The organism is Vibrio sp. 10N.286.55.E10 (assembly GCF_002872555.1).
Taxonomy (GTDB): domain Bacteria; phylum Pseudomonadota; class Gammaproteobacteria; order Enterobacterales; family Vibrionaceae; genus Vibrio; species Vibrio crassostreae.
Genome location: NZ_MCSD01000011.1, coordinates 39,009 through 57,169 on the forward strand (window position 1 = coordinate 39,009; position 18,161 = coordinate 57,169).

Annotated in this window: 15 protein-coding genes and 1 riboswitch; of the genes, 10 read left to right on the top strand and 5 right to left on the bottom strand. The window is 45.7% G+C overall.

Annotated features, from left to right (window positions below):
- The first annotated feature begins 11 nt into the window (after positions 1-11).
- From BCV39_RS08550 to BCV39_RS08565, 4 genes are all read left to right on the top strand, one after another.
- A complete protein-coding gene (locus BCV39_RS08550; protein WP_102432488.1) occupies positions 12-1,724 on the top strand; it encodes an autotransporter assembly complex family protein in 1,713 nt (570 codons plus the stop codon).
- Complete coding sequence (locus tag BCV39_RS08555; protein WP_102432489.1) at positions 1,721-5,479, top strand: translocation/assembly module TamB domain-containing protein; 3,759 nt, start codon at positions 1,721-1,723, stop codon at positions 5,477-5,479. Before BCV39_RS08550 ends, BCV39_RS08555 begins: the two co-directional genes overlap by 4 nt.
- A gap of 48 nt (positions 5,480-5,527) precedes the next feature.
- Entirely contained in the window at positions 5,528-5,884 is a 357-nt protein-coding gene (locus tag BCV39_RS08560; protein ID WP_048659278.1) for a gamma-glutamylcyclotransferase, read from the top strand.
- 81 nt (positions 5,885-5,965) lie between these two features.
- A complete protein-coding gene (locus BCV39_RS08565) occupies positions 5,966-6,322 on the top strand; it encodes a DUF2799 domain-containing protein (RefSeq protein WP_048659277.1) in 357 nt (118 codons plus the stop codon).
- Positions 6,323-6,414: 92 nt separating this feature from the next.
- Here the strand turns inward: BCV39_RS08565 and fbp are convergent, their stop codons facing one another.
- Positions 6,415-7,425: a class 1 fructose-bisphosphatase gene (fbp, locus tag BCV39_RS08570; RefSeq protein ID WP_048659276.1), complete on the bottom strand. Its 1,011-nt coding sequence runs from the start codon at positions 7,423-7,425 to the stop codon at positions 6,415-6,417.
- A gap of 270 nt (positions 7,426-7,695) precedes the next feature.
- Here fbp and mpl point away from each other — a divergent pair, with 270 nt between their 5' ends.
- The 5 genes from mpl to thiQ all read left to right on the top strand — a co-directional run bounded on the left by mpl (position 7,696) and on the right by thiQ (position 13,318).
- Positions 7,696-9,054, top strand: a complete 1,359-nt coding sequence (gene mpl, locus BCV39_RS08575) for a UDP-N-acetylmuramate:L-alanyl-gamma-D-glutamyl-meso-diaminopimelate ligase (RefSeq protein ID WP_102432490.1) — start codon at positions 7,696-7,698, stop codon at positions 9,052-9,054.
- Between the two features lie 38 nt (positions 9,055-9,092).
- Positions 9,093-9,716, top strand: a complete 624-nt coding sequence (locus BCV39_RS08580) for a flavin prenyltransferase UbiX (protein ID WP_102432491.1) — start codon at positions 9,093-9,095, stop codon at positions 9,714-9,716.
- 43 nt (positions 9,717-9,759) lie between these two features.
- A riboswitch (TPP riboswitch) is annotated at positions 9,760-9,879 on the top strand.
- Positions 9,880-9,932: 53 nt separating this feature from the next.
- Entirely contained in the window at positions 9,933-10,925 is a 993-nt protein-coding gene (gene thiB, locus BCV39_RS08585) for a thiamine ABC transporter substrate binding subunit (protein ID WP_102432492.1), read from the top strand.
- Between the two features lie 82 nt (positions 10,926-11,007).
- Entirely contained in the window at positions 11,008-12,603 is a 1,596-nt protein-coding gene (thiP, locus tag BCV39_RS08590; RefSeq protein ID WP_170960880.1) for a thiamine/thiamine pyrophosphate ABC transporter permease ThiP, read from the top strand.
- Between the two features lie 10 nt (positions 12,604-12,613).
- Positions 12,614-13,318, top strand: coding sequence for a thiamine ABC transporter ATP-binding protein (gene thiQ / locus BCV39_RS08595; protein WP_102432493.1), 705 nt, complete (start codon positions 12,614-12,616; stop codon positions 13,316-13,318).
- Positions 13,319-13,426: 108 nt separating this feature from the next.
- Here thiQ and yjgA read toward each other — a convergent pair whose 3' ends face one another.
- A complete protein-coding gene (yjgA, locus tag BCV39_RS08600; protein ID WP_017058909.1) occupies positions 13,427-13,951 on the bottom strand; it encodes a ribosome biogenesis factor YjgA in 525 nt (174 codons plus the stop codon).
- Between the two features lie 118 nt (positions 13,952-14,069).
- On the opposite strand from yjgA, the gene pmbA reads away from it, so the two are divergent.
- A complete protein-coding gene (gene pmbA, locus BCV39_RS08605) occupies positions 14,070-15,413 on the top strand; it encodes a metalloprotease PmbA (RefSeq protein WP_102432494.1) in 1,344 nt (447 codons plus the stop codon).
- Positions 15,414-15,509: 96 nt separating this feature from the next.
- Here the strand turns inward: pmbA and mgtE are convergent, their stop codons facing one another.
- The 3 genes from mgtE to rapZ all read right to left on the bottom strand — a co-directional run bounded on the left by mgtE (position 15,510) and on the right by rapZ (position 18,161).
- The gene (mgtE, locus tag BCV39_RS08610) at positions 15,510-16,865 is read right to left on the bottom strand and encodes a magnesium transporter (protein WP_048605905.1); all 1,356 of its coding nucleotides are present in this window, start codon (positions 16,863-16,865) and stop codon (positions 15,510-15,512) included.
- A 148-nt stretch (positions 16,866-17,013) separates the two neighbouring features.
- Entirely contained in the window at positions 17,014-17,289 is a 276-nt protein-coding gene (locus tag BCV39_RS08615) for an HPr family phosphocarrier protein (protein ID WP_048659270.1), read from the bottom strand.
- Positions 17,290-17,291: 2 nt separating this feature from the next.
- Complete coding sequence (gene rapZ / locus BCV39_RS08620) at positions 17,292-18,161, bottom strand: RNase adapter RapZ (protein ID WP_048659269.1); 870 nt, start codon at positions 18,159-18,161, stop codon at positions 17,292-17,294.

Below are 18,161 nucleotides of genomic sequence, written 5' to 3' on the forward strand. Positions count from 1 at the left end.
ACCAATTAAACATGATAAGAAAAACTTTACCAGTTCTGATTGGCACTCTACTGTCATCGACGCTCGCTTTCGCTGACGTTTCCCTTGAAATCAAAGGGCTGGATGGAGCGCTTGAGGATAATGTTGATGCTTATCTGAGTGCGATCCCTGAAGAAGAGTATTCGATCTCACTAAGATTCCAATCTCGCTTGGAATCTATGATTAAAGAAGCCCTGAATGCGTTAGGCTACTACCAACCTGTTATCACATTTACTCACTCCGAAGATGATACCGAGTTGACCGTTACGGTTGAGTCGGGAGAGCCTGTTATTATTTATGCTTCCGATATCGTTCTGACGGGTGAAGCCAAAGATGACCCAGACTTTCTAGCGTTGATCGCTAAGAGTAAGCTGTCTAAAGGTTCAATCTTGAACCATGGTAATTATGACTCTTTGAAATCGTCGATACGTAATCTTGGATTAGCGAAAGGCTATTTTGATGGGGCATATGACCTCAGTAAGCTAGAAGTCGCCCCTGAATTAAACCGCGCTTATGTTCGTCTTCATTATAACAGTGGTATTCGCTATCACTTTGGTACCACTCAGGTTACTGGTAGCCAAATAGAAGAGGATAAGGTGCAGTCACTCAAACCATTTAAAGATGGCGAACCTTACTCCATTACCAAAGTTGGTGAGTACAACCAAAATCTATCTAATACTGATTGGTTCTCGTCGGTATTTGTTGAGCCTGATTTAAGCCAGTTGGGTGAGGGCAGAGAGATTCCGATGAAGGTTAGCCTTGCTCCACAAGCTCGTAACCAAATCGAAACGGGTATCGGTGTCTCAACAGACCTTGGTGTGAAAGGCACTCTTAAATGGAAAAAACCTTGGGTTAACGAAAAAGGCCATAGCTTCAATAGTAGCTTGTCGATTTCTAAGCCTGAACAGACGATTACGGCGGCGTATAAAATCCCATTGGATGACGTACTTAATGACTACTATCAAGTTAAGTACGGTATGAAGAACTTAGATAACCGAGATACCAAAAGTTTGGAATCAAATTTAGCCTTAGAAAGGTATTGGCGTCTGGATAATGGTTGGCAGCGCACGGTATTCATTCGGTACTTGGTCGAAAACTATGAGCAAGGTTTACAAGACGATTTAGCACAATTTGTATTGCCGGGGATCTCGTTCTCACGAACTCGAACACGAGGCGGTTCGATGCCGATGTGGGGCGATAAACAAACCATTATGTTTGAGGCGGCTGATGACACATTGTTATCTGAAACCAAGGTGGTACGTTTTCAAGGGCGAACGGCATGGATACGAAGTATTGGCAATAACCATCGTGGTTTAACTCGCCTTCAATTCGGCGGTAACTTTGCAGACGAGTTTGAGAAGCTGTCTCCCTCGCTAAGGTTCTTTGCCGGTGGTGACAACAGTATCCGTGGTTATGGTTATGAGTCTATCTCTCCTCGCGATGAAAGTGGCGCACTAACGGGTGCAAAATTCATGGCAACCAGTTCGTTTGAATACCAATACCGTTTGGTTGGAAACTGGTGGGGGGCGGCATTCTACGACATTGGTGATGCATTCAATGACAAACCTGATTGGAAGCACGGTACCGGAGTCGGGGTGCGGTGGGCCTCTCCTGTTGGTCCAGTGAGTTTAGATTTTGCTTGGGGTCTAGATGCAGCAAAAGGTGATGAGTTCCAACTGCACTTTAGTTTAGGGCCAGAATTATGATCAAAGTGATGGGAAAATTCATTAAGTGGACGTCGATTTCATTGACGTCTATTTTGCTGTTGTTGATAGCCCTACTAGGTTTTGTTTTGTTCACCAATCCAGGGTTGAACACTGTGCTATGGGGTGCTGAGAAAGCGTTGCCACAACTTAAAGTGGAAAGTACCAAAGGGGCGCTTTTCCCAAGCTTTACGCTTAATAACGTTCAGTTTAAAGATGACAGCCTGCATATCGATACCAAGGTTCAAAAGCTGAACTTGGCTATTAATCCTCGCTGTCTGCTCGATCCTAAGCTGTGTGTCGACCGCTTAGCTATTCAAGGGTTGGACTTCGCATTTACTGAATTGCCGCCAGCTTCTACAGAAGAAGCAGAGCCTACTCCGCCCGTAACATCGGTAAAAACACCGCTGCCAATCGTAATCAATCGAATCGCTTTATCTGATATCAAGCTGAATATCCTAGGCCATGAAATTGAATGGAGTCTGTTCTCTACGGCTTTGAGTATGCAGGGCGAAAAGCTGACGGTATCGCCAACCTTATTCAATGATCTGAAAGTTAAACTCGCGGAATCGACAGAAGAACCGCAAGCAGAAGCTGTCGAGCCAGGGACTGCTACTAAAACTGCTATCGAATTGCCGGAAGTCTGGATTCCTTTACAGATTATGTTGGAGCGTTTTGATCTCAACCGTTTTACCTTAGAGCAAGAAACGCCAATTGTGGTGAACCATCTTGGACTCGAGGCGCAAGCTGGTGGGCACTCTGTGAACGTTTCATCTCTCGAGCTCGACATGCCACAAGCAAGCGCGAATCTAACGACTAAGGTTGAGCTCAAAGGTGGCTACCCGCTAGACCTTTCTTTAGATGCTTTGGTGAAAGAAACCGACCTTGCTGGGCAGAAGTTGTCTCTGAAAGCGCAAGGTAGCGTGGCTAAACTAAACCTAGATTCCCAATTTTCTGATCTGATTGAGGCAAAGTTGTCTGGGGAGATTCAACCGCTAGAGCCAACTCTACCGTTTGACCTTCTTTTAGAGGGCGGCCAAGCGCAATGGCCTCTTACAGGCAAAAGCGATTACCAAGCGACAATTGATCAATTCAAAGCTGATGGCTCACTAGATCGTTTCAATGTTCTACTTAAAGGTGAAGCGGATGGTAAGGAGATTCCTGCCCTAGCCATCGACCTAAAGGGTAAAGGTACCACTGAACAAATAGAGCTTGAGCGACTGAAACTGAAGACCTTGGGCGGTGAACTCAATGGTGTCGTTAAAGCGAACTGGAAAAAGCTTGTGAATTGGCAAGCGGATGTGACCCTAAAAGACATTCAGCCTGGTCTGCAATGGCCAGAAGCGGAAGGTAACATCAGCGGTAGTTTAGTGACTTCGGGGGAGTTGACCGAAGCTGGTGGCTGGGCGATTGAGCTACCTAAGCTTGATATCGAGGGTATCTTGCGTGATTACCCGTTGGACATCGAAGGTCAGTTGTCAGCGTCGGATCGTAGTGCAAGTGGTGAGCCTAAACTGCAAACCAGCGGCTTGAGCTTGGCTCATGGTGTTAACTCGATTAAGGCACAGGGACAGCTTGATAAGCAATGGGACATGGGCGTTGATATTTACTTCCCTGAGCTGGTGAAAAGTGTTCCAGACTTGAAAGGACAAGTGATTGGTAACATCCAACTTAGCGGCCCTACGAAAGAGCCTGAAGTCGATCTTGCACTTAATGTTGATAAGGTCGATTGGAATAACGAAGCAACACTAGAATCCCTATCGCTTAATGGTTCGGTGGTTCCCCTACCATTGCCTGAAGCTCAAGCCGATCTTGTATTAAAAGCTAAGAACCTAACCTATCAAGATCAAAGTGTGGAAAGCATTGATCTTACGGTGAGTGGTGGCGAAAAGAAACACACAGTGACACTTGATGTGATATCCGACATCGTGTCGACCAGCTTGGCTATCTCTGGAAAATTGATTCAGAAGCCTTCTCTTATTTGGGATGGTTCGTTAGACAGAGTCAAAATCACCACTCAGCAGGGGCCTTGGGTATTAGACCAGCCTGTCGCGATAAAGGCGGACGTCGATAAGCAGTTTGCCGACGTTCAAGCGCACTGCTGGAAGCAATCTAGTTCGAGTGTCTGTCTGGATGAGGATATCCGCGCCGGAAAATCAGGTGAGGCTAAGATTGCAATCAATCAGTTCGACTTCGATCAGATCAAAGCCTTTGTTCCTAAAGAGACGGAACTGCAAGGTTTAGTGAATGTTAAAGCTCATGCCAAGTGGTCTGAACAAGGTGAGCCTGAGGTTACGGTAAGCGTTGATATGCCGAAAGGTCAGGTTGTTCAACAAGTTGGCGAGCCCATCACACTGGGGTGGGAAAGCGTTGCATTGAATGCCCAGCTAAAAGACAACAAACTGGATGCCGACTTTAAGTTGGATGTTTCCGACAATGGTGATCTGTCTGGCACGGTGTCGCTACCGGATATTCTTGTCGAAGACAAAATGGTCGATGCTGCAATTAAGCTGACCACGTTCCACCTTGATTTCTTACAGCCACTCCTAGGTGAATATAGTTTATTAAAAGCCGACCTTGAGAGTGAGCTTCAAGTTAAAGGCTCTTTGATGCACCCTCAAGTATTTGGTCAATTCTTTGTTGATGGCATTCAAGTCAAAGGTGATGTTACGCCTGTTGATGTGAAAGATGGCCGTATCGCTCTCGACTTTGATGGTTATAGTGCAAAGTTGGATGCGAATATTGAAACGCCCGATGGTCACCTTGATATCGAGGGAGGCGGGGTTTGGCAAGATCTTAAAGCATGGCACTCTAACGTCAGAGTGTTTGCTGATGAGTTGATGGTTGATATTCCGCCGATGGTCAAGGTGAAGGTCGTGCCTGATATGACCATTGATGTCACACCAGAATTGGCGAAAATCACCGGTGATATTGCATTACCATGGGGACGAATTGTTGTAGAAGACTTACCACCGTCAGCGGTAGGTGTCTCTTCTGATCAAGTTATCTTGAATAAAGATCTAGAGCCAGAAAACGAAGATGCGATTCCATTCAATGTGATGACTAATATTAATATTTCTATTGGTGATGACTTTAAATTGTCTGCCTTTGGTCTTGAAGGTGATTTGGTCGGTAAGCTTAACGTGGCTCAAAAAGATCAAGGTCCTTTTATTACAGGCGAAGTAAACATCGTCGATGGTACTTACCAATCATTCGGGCAAGACCTGTTGATCGAAGAAGGTAAGATTCTAATGAACGGACCTCCGGACCAGCCATACGTCGCGATAAATGCGGTACGTAACCCTGATAATACTCAGGACGATGTGACAGCAGGTATTCGAGTGACTGGCCCAGCGACAGAGCCGACGATAGAGATTTATTCTGACCCTGCAATGCCGCAAGCCAATGCGCTGTCTTATATTTTGCGTGGCCAAGATATCGACGGTGAGTCGAGCGGTTCGATGACAACCACCTTAATTGGTTTGAGTTTAGCGAAGAGCGGTAAGGTTGTTGGCGAAATCGGTGAGGCATTTGGTGTACAGGATTTACAACTGGATACCGCAGGTTCTGGTGATGACTCACAAGTAACGGTAAGTGGTTACATTTTGCCAGGCTTACAGGTGAAGTATGGTGTGGGTATCTTCAACTCGTTGGGTGAGTTTACCGTTCGTTATCGATTGATGCAGGATCTCTATGTCGAAGCTGTATCTGGCCTAGACAGTGCAGTAGACCTTCTTTATCAATTTGAGTTCGAGTAACACTTTGAGCGGGATTGACTAGCGGATGACGAATACTAGGGAGTGGGTATGCAGCACCTCGTTTTTGTTTATGGGACATTGAGAAAAGATCAATCGAACCACTACTATTTAAAACAGTGTGAGTGTTTAGGAAGGTTTGACACACCAGAGGAATACGCACTTTTTGATTTAGGTGCCTATCCGGCGATGATTCTTGGAAAGAAAAGTGTCGCTGGTGAGGTCTATATCATTAACGACGAAATTTTAGAGTCGCTCGATCGGCTAGAAGATGTTCCTGTTGAGTATCGTCGCGAGCAAATAGAGACTATATTTGGATTAGCATGGGTATATTTGTATCAGCTTGATCTAACAGCTAATAAAGAAATACTTTCGGGTAACTGGTGTAAGCGGAACAACCCGCTATAGTGAATGAACTACTGGAAGCATTCTGACGCAATAGCTAAAAGTCTCAATGTACAGGCTAGTCTTTTCCACTAGGAGGAAATTATGAAATATCTATTATTGGTGCTATCAGTAATGTTATTTGGTTGTGCGCAAACTCCGCCACCAACGTCAATGAACACAGCCGATTGGCAGAGCTTTGGCGAAGAAATGGCGCTAAAAGGAAAAACCAAGCAGACTGAAGCAAGCTTGGCTGAAGCCGCGTCTTCACCATCCATTGATGCAGACTTATATGCCGCTTATGGTCAAGGTTATGAAATGGGTAAAACTCAGTATTGTTCTCAAAACCCGAGAGCGCTAGGTCGCCGTGGTGAGACTTACCTTGGGATTTGTGACGACGTCGATAAATGGTTCCGTTTTAACTACGAACGTGGTGCTGAATCAAAGTATAGCGTTCAATAATTCGGTGATTGTTTAACGCAGCGAACAACAAAAAGCCAGCATGTGAATGCTGGCTTTTTTAATGACGTTAATTTAATAAATAAACGAATGGCTTAGTCTGGGTTAAGCTCAAGAAATTCTTCTACTTTTTTCACCATGTTCTTCGAACCGACAAAGAAAGGTACGCGTTGGTGTAGCTCTGTTGGTTTGATATCCATGATGCGTTGGGCACCATCGGATGCGATGCCACCCGCCTGCTCCATGATGAAGGCTATTGGGTTACATTCATACAATAAACGTAGCTTACCTTGAGGGTGGCTTTCTGTACTTGGGTACAGGTAGATGCCGCCTTTAAGCAGGTTACGGTGAAAATCAGATACAAGAGAACCAATGTAGCGAGAAGTGTAAGGGCGATTATCACTTGGTTCGCTTTCCTGACAGTATTTTATGTACTTCTTAACACCTGTAGGGAAACGAATGTAGTTACCTTCGTTGATTGAGTAAATTTTACCTTCGTCAGGGATCATCATATTTTCATGAGACAGACAGAAGGTACCCAATGATGGGTCGTAGGTGAAGCCATTTACGCCTGCACCAGTTGTGTATACAAGCATGGTTGAAGAACCGTAAATTACGTAACCTGCGGCCACCTGCTTATGTCCAGGTTGTAGGAAGTCTTCTTGCGTTGGTGGAGTTCCAATCGGTGATACTCGACGGTAGATAGAGAAAATGGTACCAACCGATACATTCACATCGATGTTTGAAGAACCATCAAGTGGATCCATCAGTACAACGTATTTTGCGTTTTTGTTGAGCTCTTTATTGAAGGCAACGGCTTCGTCTTCTTCTTCACTCGCGACGCCACAAACTTGATCTCGAGCTTCAAGTGCGGCTTTAAATTTGTCGTTAGCATACAGGTCTAGCTTTTGTTGCTCTTCACCTTGCACGTTGTCTGTACCAACAGCGCCAGTAATGTCGACAAGACCTGCTTTGTTAATTTCGCGGTTAACAATTTTTGCAGCAAGGCGAATTGATGACAAAAGGGATGATAGATCACCGCTTGCATGGGGGAAGTCATTTTGTTTTGCAACAATGAACTCACCAAGGGTGCGCATCTCAGACATGTTATTTCCTTAAACTTCTCTGAATATTAGGGGGGATTTGAGCACTATTGAATTTGCCTCTTGTACGGGCTTTATTCATCTAGACGCTTACCTAAATTCTAAAGGCTAGATCTTTTTAATGGTAATGAACTAAGCGACGCAGATCTCACTTACTATGTCGACTAAATTTGTTTTGCATTGTCACTCGCTTTTAATCGTCATTTAATGATAATGAGTGCTAGCCGTTTTAATTAGGCATCGTTTATTTAGCCAAGCGTTTGGAAGCAATTTATGCATATTCATATCTTAGGAATTTGTGGCACCTTCATGGGAGGTGCTGCGGTATTGGCTCGTCAATTAGGTCACAAGGTTACCGGTAGTGACGCGAATGTGTACCCACCAATGAGCACTTTGTTGGAATCTCAAGGGATTGAAATTATTGAAGGGTTCGACCCAAGCCAATTAGAACCAAGGCCGGATCTCGTGGTGATTGGCAATGCGATGAGTCGTGGCAACCCGTGTGTTGAGTATGTATTGGATAACAACCTTAGATACACCTCAGGCCCGCAATGGTTGCAAGAGTTCTTACTGCATGACCGTTGGGTATTGGCGGTATCGGGTACGCATGGCAAGACAACAACATCGAGCATGCTGGCTTGGGTCTTAGAGGACTGTGGCTATGCACCAGGCTTTTTAGTTGGTGGTGTGTTGGGTAACTTTGGTATTTCTGCTCGTCTTGGTGAAAGCATGTTCTTCGTGGTAGAAGCCGACGAATACGACAGTGCTTTTTTTGATAAACGATCTAAGTTCGTCCATTACCACCCAAGAACCTTGGTGATGAATAACCTAGAGTTCGATCATGCGGACATCTTCGATGATCTTGAGGCAATTAAACGTCAGTTTCATCACTTAGTGCGCACTGTGCCAAGCAATGGCCGTATTTTCTCACCTAAGCAAGATACGGCTATTCAAGACGTTCTATCTCGTGGCTGTTGGAGTGAGACTGAATCGAGTGGTGAACTCGGTGATTGGGATGCGAAGAAGCTGGTTAAAGACGGCTCTAAATTTGAGGTTTACTTCCAAGGCGAATGCGTTGGAACTGTCGACTGGGATTTGGTTGGCGACCATAACGTCAATAATGCTTTGATGGCGATTGCAGCTGCGCGACATGTAGGGGTGACACCTGATTTAGCGTGTGAATCGTTGGCGAAGTTCATCAACACCAAACGTCGTCTAGAGTTTAAAGGCGAAGTGGCAGGCGTTTCTGTCTATGACGATTTTGCACATCACCCAACGGCAATTGAACTTACGCTGGGCGGCTTACGTAATAAGGTCGACACGAAGAAAATCATTGCCGTGCTAGAGCCTCGTTCTGCCACCATGAAACGTGGTGTGCATAAAGAAACCCTGGCTGATTCGTTGAAGCAAGCGGATTCTACCTACTTATTCCAACCGGAAAACATTGGTTGGTCGGTACAAGATGTTGCGGACGCTTGTCACCAACCGGCACACGTGAGTGGTGACATGGATGCATTCGTTGCTAAAATTGTCTCAGAGGCACAAGCGGGCGACCAAATCTTGGTAATGAGTAATGGCGGTTTTGGTGGTATTCACCAAAAACTGTTGGATGGGTTGGCACTCAAAGGCTAATGGCGTTCACGACCTTATAATTTGAAGTAATTGAGAACATGACAAAACACGATAAAGCGATAACTCTTGCTTTTACTGGCGCATCCGGTGCGCCTTATGGCTTGCGTTTACTTGAATGCCTTTTGGCGGCCGATTATCAGGTCTACTTGCTGATTTCATCGGCAGCACGAGTGGTATTGGCGGCCGAGCATGAACTCAAGCTACCTGCTGGGCCGGATGCGGCGAAACAAGCTTTGGTTAAACATCTTGGGTGTGACCCCGAAAAGCTGGTGGTGTGTGGCAAAGATGACTGGTTCTCGCCGGTTGCCTCTGGATCAGCAGCGCCGAAGCAGATGGTGGTGTGTCCATGTTCTGCAGGAAGCTTGGCTTCAATTGCACATGGCTTGTCGGATAACTTGATTGAGCGAGCGGCAGATGTGGTCATGAAAGAGCGAGGCCAATTGTTGTTGGTGGTTCGTGAGACGCCATTTTCGACGCTTCATTTAGAGAACATGCACAAACTCTCAACCATGGGCGTGACGATCATGCCTGCTGCTCCGGGTTTTTATCACCAACCTAAGTCGATCGAAGATCTGGTCGATTTTATGGTGGCGCGCATTCTGGACCATCTTGGTATCGAGCAAGGTTTAGTGCCACGTTGGGGTTACGATCAACGTAATTGATCCAAACTTGATAGCTTATTGTTAAAATTCGAATTACAATTCTGAACACTCATCGGGGAGCGAACCATTCAAATAATGAATGCGAGCTGAGATCAAGCATACGCTTGGGACCCGTAAACCTGAACCAGATAATGCTGGCGTAGGAATTGAGTTAGGAACAACCTCTACCGTTCTCCTCCCTCAAACCTGTGCCGCTCAGACCATGGAGAGCGTCCAGTGAAAATCACATTAACTACCCTTGCTGTAACTACAGCGATCTCTTTTTCTGCCTTCGCTGCAGACAACACTTTGACTGTATATACCTATGACTCTTTTGCTGCGGATTGGGGCCCTCGTCCTGCCGTTGAAAAAGCATTTGAAGAGAAGTGTGGTTGTGATGTGAACTTTGTCGCGCTTGAAGATGGCGTGTCTATTCTTAACCGTTTGCGTCTTGAAGGCGGTAACAGCAAAGCTGACATCGTGTTAGGTCTAGACAACAACCTAATGGCTGAAGCGAAAGCAACGGGTTTATTGGCTGAGCACAACGTTGATACTTCATCAGTAACACTGCCTAATGGTTGGGATGACAGCACCTTTGTACCTTATGACTTTGGTTACTTTGCCTTTGTATATAACACAGAGAAACTCGCAAACCCGCCTAAAAGCCTAAAAGAGTTGGTTGAGCAGCGTGATGATCTGAAGGTTATCTACCAAGATCCACGTACTTCAACACCTGGACAAGGCATGATGTTATGGATGAAATCTGTTTACGGTGATGAAGCAACGGCAGCTTGGAAGAAGCTAGCTCAGAAAACCGTTACGGTAACCAAAGGTTGGTCTGAAGCTTACTCTATGTTCCTAGAAGGTGAGTCTGACTTGGTTCTGTCTTACACAACGTCTCCGGCTTACCATATCATTGCAGAGAGCGATTCTAAGTACGCAGCAGCGAGCTTCGAAGAAGGGCATTACACTCAAGTTGAAGTGGCCGCTAAGGTTAAAGGCAGTAACAACGAAAAGCTTGCTGATGAGTTTATGGCCTTTATCCTAAGTGATGAATTCCAATCGGCGATGCCTACAGGTAACTGGATGTATCCAGTAACGGGTGTCGAGCTACCAAAAGGTTTTGAGCAGTTAACTGTACCGCAGAAGGCGCTGAGCTTTAGCTCTGAAGAGATCGCCGAGAAGCGCAAGCCTTGGATTCGTGAATGGCAGAGTGCACTTACTTTCTAACGTACTTTTAAAAATTAGCTTTCTGTATTTAAAGATTCATTCGACATCAATTGAGTGAGCCATTTACGGTAAAAATCAATCTATGATAAAGAAAACACCTAAGGTCGGGATCTGGGTTGCGATACTCATTACCGCCTTCGTGGTTTCAGCAGTTGGGGCATTGCTTAGCAATGCCCCTTCTCTTGATATCAGCCAAGTATGGTCAGATCCTTACTATTGGCATGTAACGAAATTCAGCTTTTATCAAGCGACATTCTCAACAGTGCTGAGTGTTGGTTTTGCTATACCTATTGCGCATGCTTTGTGTCGTAGACAATTTTTTGGACGAGCCTTGTTATTAAGGTTGTTCGCGTCGACCTTGGTTCTGCCTGTGTTGGTCGGAGTATTTGGCTTGCTGGCGATTTACGGCAACAGTGGTTGGTTAGCTAAGTTCTTGGCGAACTTCGACATTGAGCTACCATTCTCGATTTATGGCTTGAATGGTATTTTGTTGGCGCACGTTTTCTTCAACCTGCCTTATGCCAGCCGTTTACTTCTGCAAGCGTTAGATACCGTGCCTGCCGAGCAGCATAAACTCTGTGCTCACTTAGGCATGAGCCATTGGAATAAATTTAAATGGGTTGAATGGCCGAGGCTAAGACAGCAATTGCCTCATGTGTGTGGCTTAGTCTTCATGTTGTGTTTCACCAGCTTTGCTACCGTGATGGCGTTGGGTGGTGGTCCGAAATCAACCACCATTGAGCTAGCCATCTATCAAGCAATCAAATTCGACTTTGACCTGCAAGCTGGCGCGTTGCTCGCGATATGGCAAATGCTGTTGTGTGGCGTATTAGCTGTGAGTATTCAGCGTTTGTCTAAGCCTATATCTGTGACGGCTAGTCAGCTGTCGGAAGAGAAGTATTTGGTCAAGGACAGCTGGTGGTCAAAAGCTTGGGATAGCTTTTGGATCATCATAGTCTCAATGCTGGTATTGCCGCCCTTAGCGATGGTTATTTTAAGTGGTATTAACTCTCAGGCGCTCACTGTACTGAGCAGCGAGCCATTTTGGGCTGCGTTAATGACCTCGGTTCGTGTTGCTGCCCTCGCAAGTATCATCGCTGTTGGTATTGGTATCACGATCCTTCTAACCAGTCGCGCATGGCGTTTGCAGAACAAGAACTTTAGAGCGGATAAGATTGAGCTGATTGGCACTATTATTTTGGTGACACCGGGCTTGGTGATTAGTACTGGCCTCTTCTTATTGCTACGTTCATTTACCGATGTGTTCAGCTTAGCTTTCTTTATTGTGATTGCCGTAAACAGTTTGATGGCGCTGCCTTACGTAATTAAAACCTTAGCTCAACCTATGCTGCATTTGTCTCAGCAGTACCAGTATGTGTGTGCAAGCTTAGGAATGACAGGGTTCACTCGCTTTAGGTTGGTGGAGTGGCGCGCATTACGTAAACCTATGGCACAAGCATTCTCAATCAGCTTTATGCTGGCGATGGGCGACTTAAGTGCGATTGCCTTGTTTGGTAGCCAAGATTTTAGAACTCTGCCTTTGTATCTATTCCAATTGTTAGGCAGCTATCAAATGGAAGCGGCGGCTGTGGTGTCAGTGAGTTTACTGTTGTTGAGTGTGGGCAGTTTTAGCCTGATTGAATTTTTGTTTACTCGAAGCTCAAAGCTAAAGAGTTAAGGAACCGATGATGTTAGTGATGAAAGATGTGGATTACCACTATCACCAAGAGTTGTTTAGTTTTGATTTCCAAGCCGAGCAGGGTGATATTGTTGCTCTGATGGGGCCAAGTGGTGCGGGTAAATCAACGCTACTCGCATTGGTTGCTGGGTTTATCGAGCCTACATCGGGTGAGATCTCAGTGGCTGGCCAGTCGCTTATTGGCAAAGAAGCACATCAGCGCCCATTGGCGATGTTGTTCCAAGAACACAACCTATTTTCTCACCTCACGGTGCGTGAAAATATTGGATTAGGCTTACATCCAGGGTTAAAGCTTACCGTAACCCAAAAGCAATCTGTGGAACAAGCCGCAGCACAAGTGGGTGTTGCTGAGTATTTGGATAGATTGCCTGAGCACTTATCAGGCGGTCAACGCCAGCGTGTCGCACTAGCGCGTTGTTTTGTTCAACCACACGACATTTGGCTGCTTGATGAACCTTTTTCTGCGCTTGACCCTGTGCTGCGGGAAGAGATGCTGAGCTTGGTAAAGCGATTAGCGGCAGAGCGCAATATTACCGTCTTGATGGTGACACACCATTTAGGAGATGCACGCAGCATTGCAAATAAGTTTGTTTTTGTGGCGCTAGGTAAGGTTTTGGTTGAAGACTCGATAGAGGTACTGACGGCGGAGCATCCACAGCCAGAATTAAGCTCATTTGTTAAAGCGGGTGAGTGACGATTTATCACTTTTGTTGGATATCTTTAATATTGAGTACGTAGAAAACAAAAAGACCTAGCATGCGCTAGGTCTTTTATTCACTCTATAAGTAAAGCGAGATAACGATTAGTCTTCTAGCTTTAGCTCTTTTAAGATTTGGAAGATCTCACGAGAAGACTTCGCAGGTTTGTTCGCAGATTTCTCTTTGTTAGCTTGGCGAGCTAGCTGACGAAGACGCTGGCGGTCTGCTTCAGGGTACATTTCCATGACTTCTGAAATAGCCGCATCACCTTCAGCAACAACACGGTCACGCAGTTGCTCAAGCTTATGTAGCTCAGCTGTTGCTTGTGAGTGTTTGTTGCGTACTTTATCCAAAGCCGCTTGAATTGGCTCAGGATCGACATTGCGCATTACTTTACCAATGTATTGAAGTTGACGACGCTTCGCTTCATTTTTAAAGCGTTGTGCATCTTTAATCGCTTGTGCCAAATCTTCAGACAGCGGAAATTTGTCTAATACAGAAGGCTTTAGACCAACAAGCTCTTCTCCCAGCTTTTGCAGGGCATCCATGTCCGTTTTCATTTCTGTCTTACTTACCCAGATGATTTCTTCTTCTGGTTCCCATGGGGCTTTTTGGTTTTTGCGAGCCATCTTTTCTGCCTATGTCACTATCTCAAACGAATATATTGCCTATTTTAGCAAGAATCTTGGGGAGAAAGCGAAATTCTTGTTATCCTACGTAATATTGACCTAAAAAATTAGAATAGATATGGATGTAAAACAGCAAGTCGCCCAGCAAAGAGTTGAGCTAGAAGCCGCAGTAGCTAAAGCGTTGGATATGGCATCAGTGAGTGCAGACGCAGCTGAGGTCGCTATTACTAAGTCAACGGGTTTAAGTGTTTCAACACGTATGTGTGAAGTGGAAAACGTTGAATTTAATAGTGATGGTGCGCTAGGTATTACTGTTTATCGCGGCCAGAAAAAAGGCAGCGCATCTACATCTGATCTGAGTGAAAAGGCCATTGCTCAAACAGTAGCGGCTGCGCTTGATATCGCTCAGTACACTTCTGAAGACCCATTTGCAGGTCCTGCAGCAAAAGAATACATGGTAAGAGAAATTCCAGATTTGGATCTTTTCCACCCTGATGAACCAAACCCTGATTATGCTGCTGAGATTGCGATTGCTGCTGAGAAGCAAGCGTTAGCTTATAGCGACAAGATTAAGCAGAGTGATGGCGCAAGCTACGACAGCCATTATGGCGTTAAGGTTTATGGTAACAGCCATGGCTTACTAGCAAGCTACGCTTCAAGTCGCCATAGCACGAGCTGCTGTGTGATTGGAGAAGGCGCTAACGGTGAAATGGAACGAGACTACAGCTACACCGTTGCACGTCACCGTGATGAGCTATGGACGCCTGAGCGCGTAGGTCAAGAAGCAGCAGAAAAGACCATTAGCCGTTTGGATGCGAAAAAGCTACCAACAGGCCAATACCCAATTATGTTTGCTAACGATGTAGCTACTGGCCTGATCGGTCACCTTGTGATGGCGATCAGTGGCGGTAACCTTTACCGCAAGTCGTCATTCCTATTGGATCATCTAGGTCAGAAAATCCTACCGGACTGGTTTAATATTTCTGAGCGACCACATATCCTGCGAGGTTTGGCTTCAAGCCCGTTTGATAGCGAAGGTGTGTTCACTCAAGATCGTGAAATCATCACTGACGGTGTGCTAGCTACTTACTTACTAACGAGCTATGCCGCACGTAAAATGGACATGACACCAACAGGCCATGCGGGTGGTATTCATAACTGGTTTGTTAAATCGACCGGCCAAAACTTTGAGCAGATGCTAAAAGAGTTAGGGACTGGCTTCCTAGTCACTGAAGTGATGGGCCAAGGCGTAAACACCGTAACGGGTGATTATTCACGTGGCGCTGCAGGTTTCTGGGTTGAGAACGGAGAGATCCAATACCCAGTATCGGAAGTGACGATTGCGGGTAACCTAAAAGACATGTTTACTCAGATTGTTGCAGTCGGCAACGACGTAGAAACACGTTCTCAGATTCAAACGGGTTCTATCTTGCTTGAGTCAATGAAAGTCGCAGGTGAGTAATTCAATTAACACTAATTGATGAATTAAAAAAGGGAGCCAATGGCTCCCTTTTTGTTTTCTGTATGTCGCCAAAAATTGGCTAGCTGCTTCTGCTAACTAGATCAGTATGGTGGCTAAGCCTAAGAACACAGATAGGCCAATAACATCGGTTACGGTGGTCAGTGCCATACCGCCAGCAAGGGCTGGATCGATATTCATTTTCTTCAGCATCACCGGGATGGTTACACCGGCAATACCAGCCACTATCAAGTTGGTCATCATCGCTGCTGAGATGATGCCTCCCAGTATCCAGTTACCTTTCCAAGCGACCACGATACCGCCAATGATAACGGCCCATAGAACGCCGTTTAGGAAGCCGATTGCCGCCTCTTTGAGTAACAGTTCGCGTTTGTTACTGTCACCGATATGACCGAGTGCCAAACCACGAATCACTAAAGCAACGGTTTGGTTACCGGCAACACCACCCATTGAAGGTACGATAGTCATCAGTACTGCTATCGCTGCCATTTGGTCGAGCGTTGCTTCAAACATATTCGATACCGATGCTGCAGCAAGTGCCGCGAGTACGTTAGCACCAAGCCACACACTACGACGACGAGCGGATTTTACGACTGGTGCGAAGGTATCTTCGTCATCGTCCATACCCGCCATACTCATCATTGAGTGTTCAGCATCTTCACGGATAACATCAACCACGTCATCGATGGTGATACGACCAACAAGGTGTTGATTGCTATCGACTACTGGCGCTGAAACCCAATTACGACGTTCGAACAGGCTCGCAATATCTGAAGCGCTGGTTTCAACCGCGATCGCTTCGTCGGCATCCTCCATCACTTCGGAAACTGCCACATCAGGCTGAGTCGTTACTAGTGTGGTAAGCGATAGGTTACCGATAAGACGTTCTTCTTCATCAATAACATACAGAGCGTCAGTTGCATCGGGCAGTTCGCCACGCATACGCATGTAACGCAATACAACGTCAACATCGACATCACCACGAATCGTGATTACGTCGGTATTCATGATCGCACCCGCTGAATCTTCAGGGTACGACAGGGCGGTTTCAACTAATGCACGATCAACAGAGTCCATTTGAGAAAGGACTTCGCGAGAAACATCGTCGGGTAGGCTTCGAAGTACGTACGCGACGTCATCGGTTTCCATACCTTCGGTTGCTTCTGCTAAGGTCTCCGGTGCCATTTTTGACACAAGAGCATCTTTGACGTCTTCGTTTAGTTCATCAAGAATTTCACCGTAGTCTTCAGGGTCGGTGAGTTGCCAGAGTACGTCACGACTTTTGCGAGGGGAGGCTTCTAAAAGGTGTGCAATATCCTCAGGTTCCATGTCCTGAAGTTGTCGGCGTACGTGAACAAATCGGCCGTTTTCTAGGGCTTCGCTGACTTCTTGGAGGGTTTGGTGAGCTTGGTCGAATTCTAATTGCTCTGCCATATTTTCCTCCTATCTCATTATTCTAACAATGTTTGGAATAGTAACTTAATTCTGGGGCTTATTTAAATCATAAACTTAGATAGAACTAAGATTTAATATTGGTTGGTTCACTGTTTGAGTCTTATGTGTTGTAAGTGAAGCGTTTTCGCTACTCACCCTCATCAAACTTGTCTTCAATGAGATGACAGACGGCATCAAGCGCTTGCTGTGAATCGGTGCCTGCAGCTTGAATAGTAATATGTTGCCCTTGCGCTGATTCCAGCATAAGTAGCCCCATCACACTGTCTGCAGTTGCGATTTTATCTTCTTCGCTATGGATAGTGATGGTTGCATCAAAGCTTTGGGCAAGCTCAACCAATTTTACGGCTGCTCTAGCGTGAAGACCCAAGCGATTTTGGATCAGTACAGTTCGAGTTAATTCCATGGTTAGCCCTGTTGGTGCTTCTCTAGGGAGGCGTGTCTGATTTGAACTTGATGACCTAGTTGATCGAAGTACTCACCAATTTTTTGAGTTAGATAAACCGAGCGGTGTTTACCGCCAGTACAACCAATCGCGACCGTTAGGTAACTGCGATTATTCTTCTCCAACATTGGCAACCACTGTTCAACAAAGCCTTGGATCTGTTGCTTGAGCTCAAGAACTTCTGCGTGTTTTTCTAGAAAAGAGTGAATTGGAGCATCAAGACCTGTTAAAGGCCGTAGTGCTGGTTCCCAGTGAGGGTTCGGCAAAAAGCGAACGTCGAACACATAGTCGGCATCACTTGGTAGGCCGTATTTAAAACCGAAAGATTGAAAGACAATGATTAGCTCTTGCTTCTCTTTGCCTTCAACTTTAAATCGAACCTTTTCGCTCAATTCGTAGAGGTTGCAGTCACTACTATCAATCACAATGCAGGCTTGCTCTGCGAGAGGTGTTAGGAGTGTCTTTTCCAAATCAATCGCTTGCTCAAGAGATAATTTTTCTTGGCCGATCGATAACGGGTGGATTCTGCGTGTTTCGCTGTAGCGCTTGAGTAACGTCTGCTTGCTTGCATCGAGGAACAAGACGTTCACATCAATGTTGGTTGCAGACTCTAGCTGCTCTAGCATTTCTGTTACTAGCTGAGGCTCTTTCGGTAGGTTACGAATATCAATGCTAACCGCGACGTTTTGATTGATCTCACGTACCGATTCGACAAAGTCGTTGAGCAGGTTTACTGGCAGGTTATCGACGCAGTAATACCCCAAGTCTTCAAGGACTCGTAGCGCAACACTTTTACCGGCCCCAGATTGGCCACTAACAACGATTAACCGCAT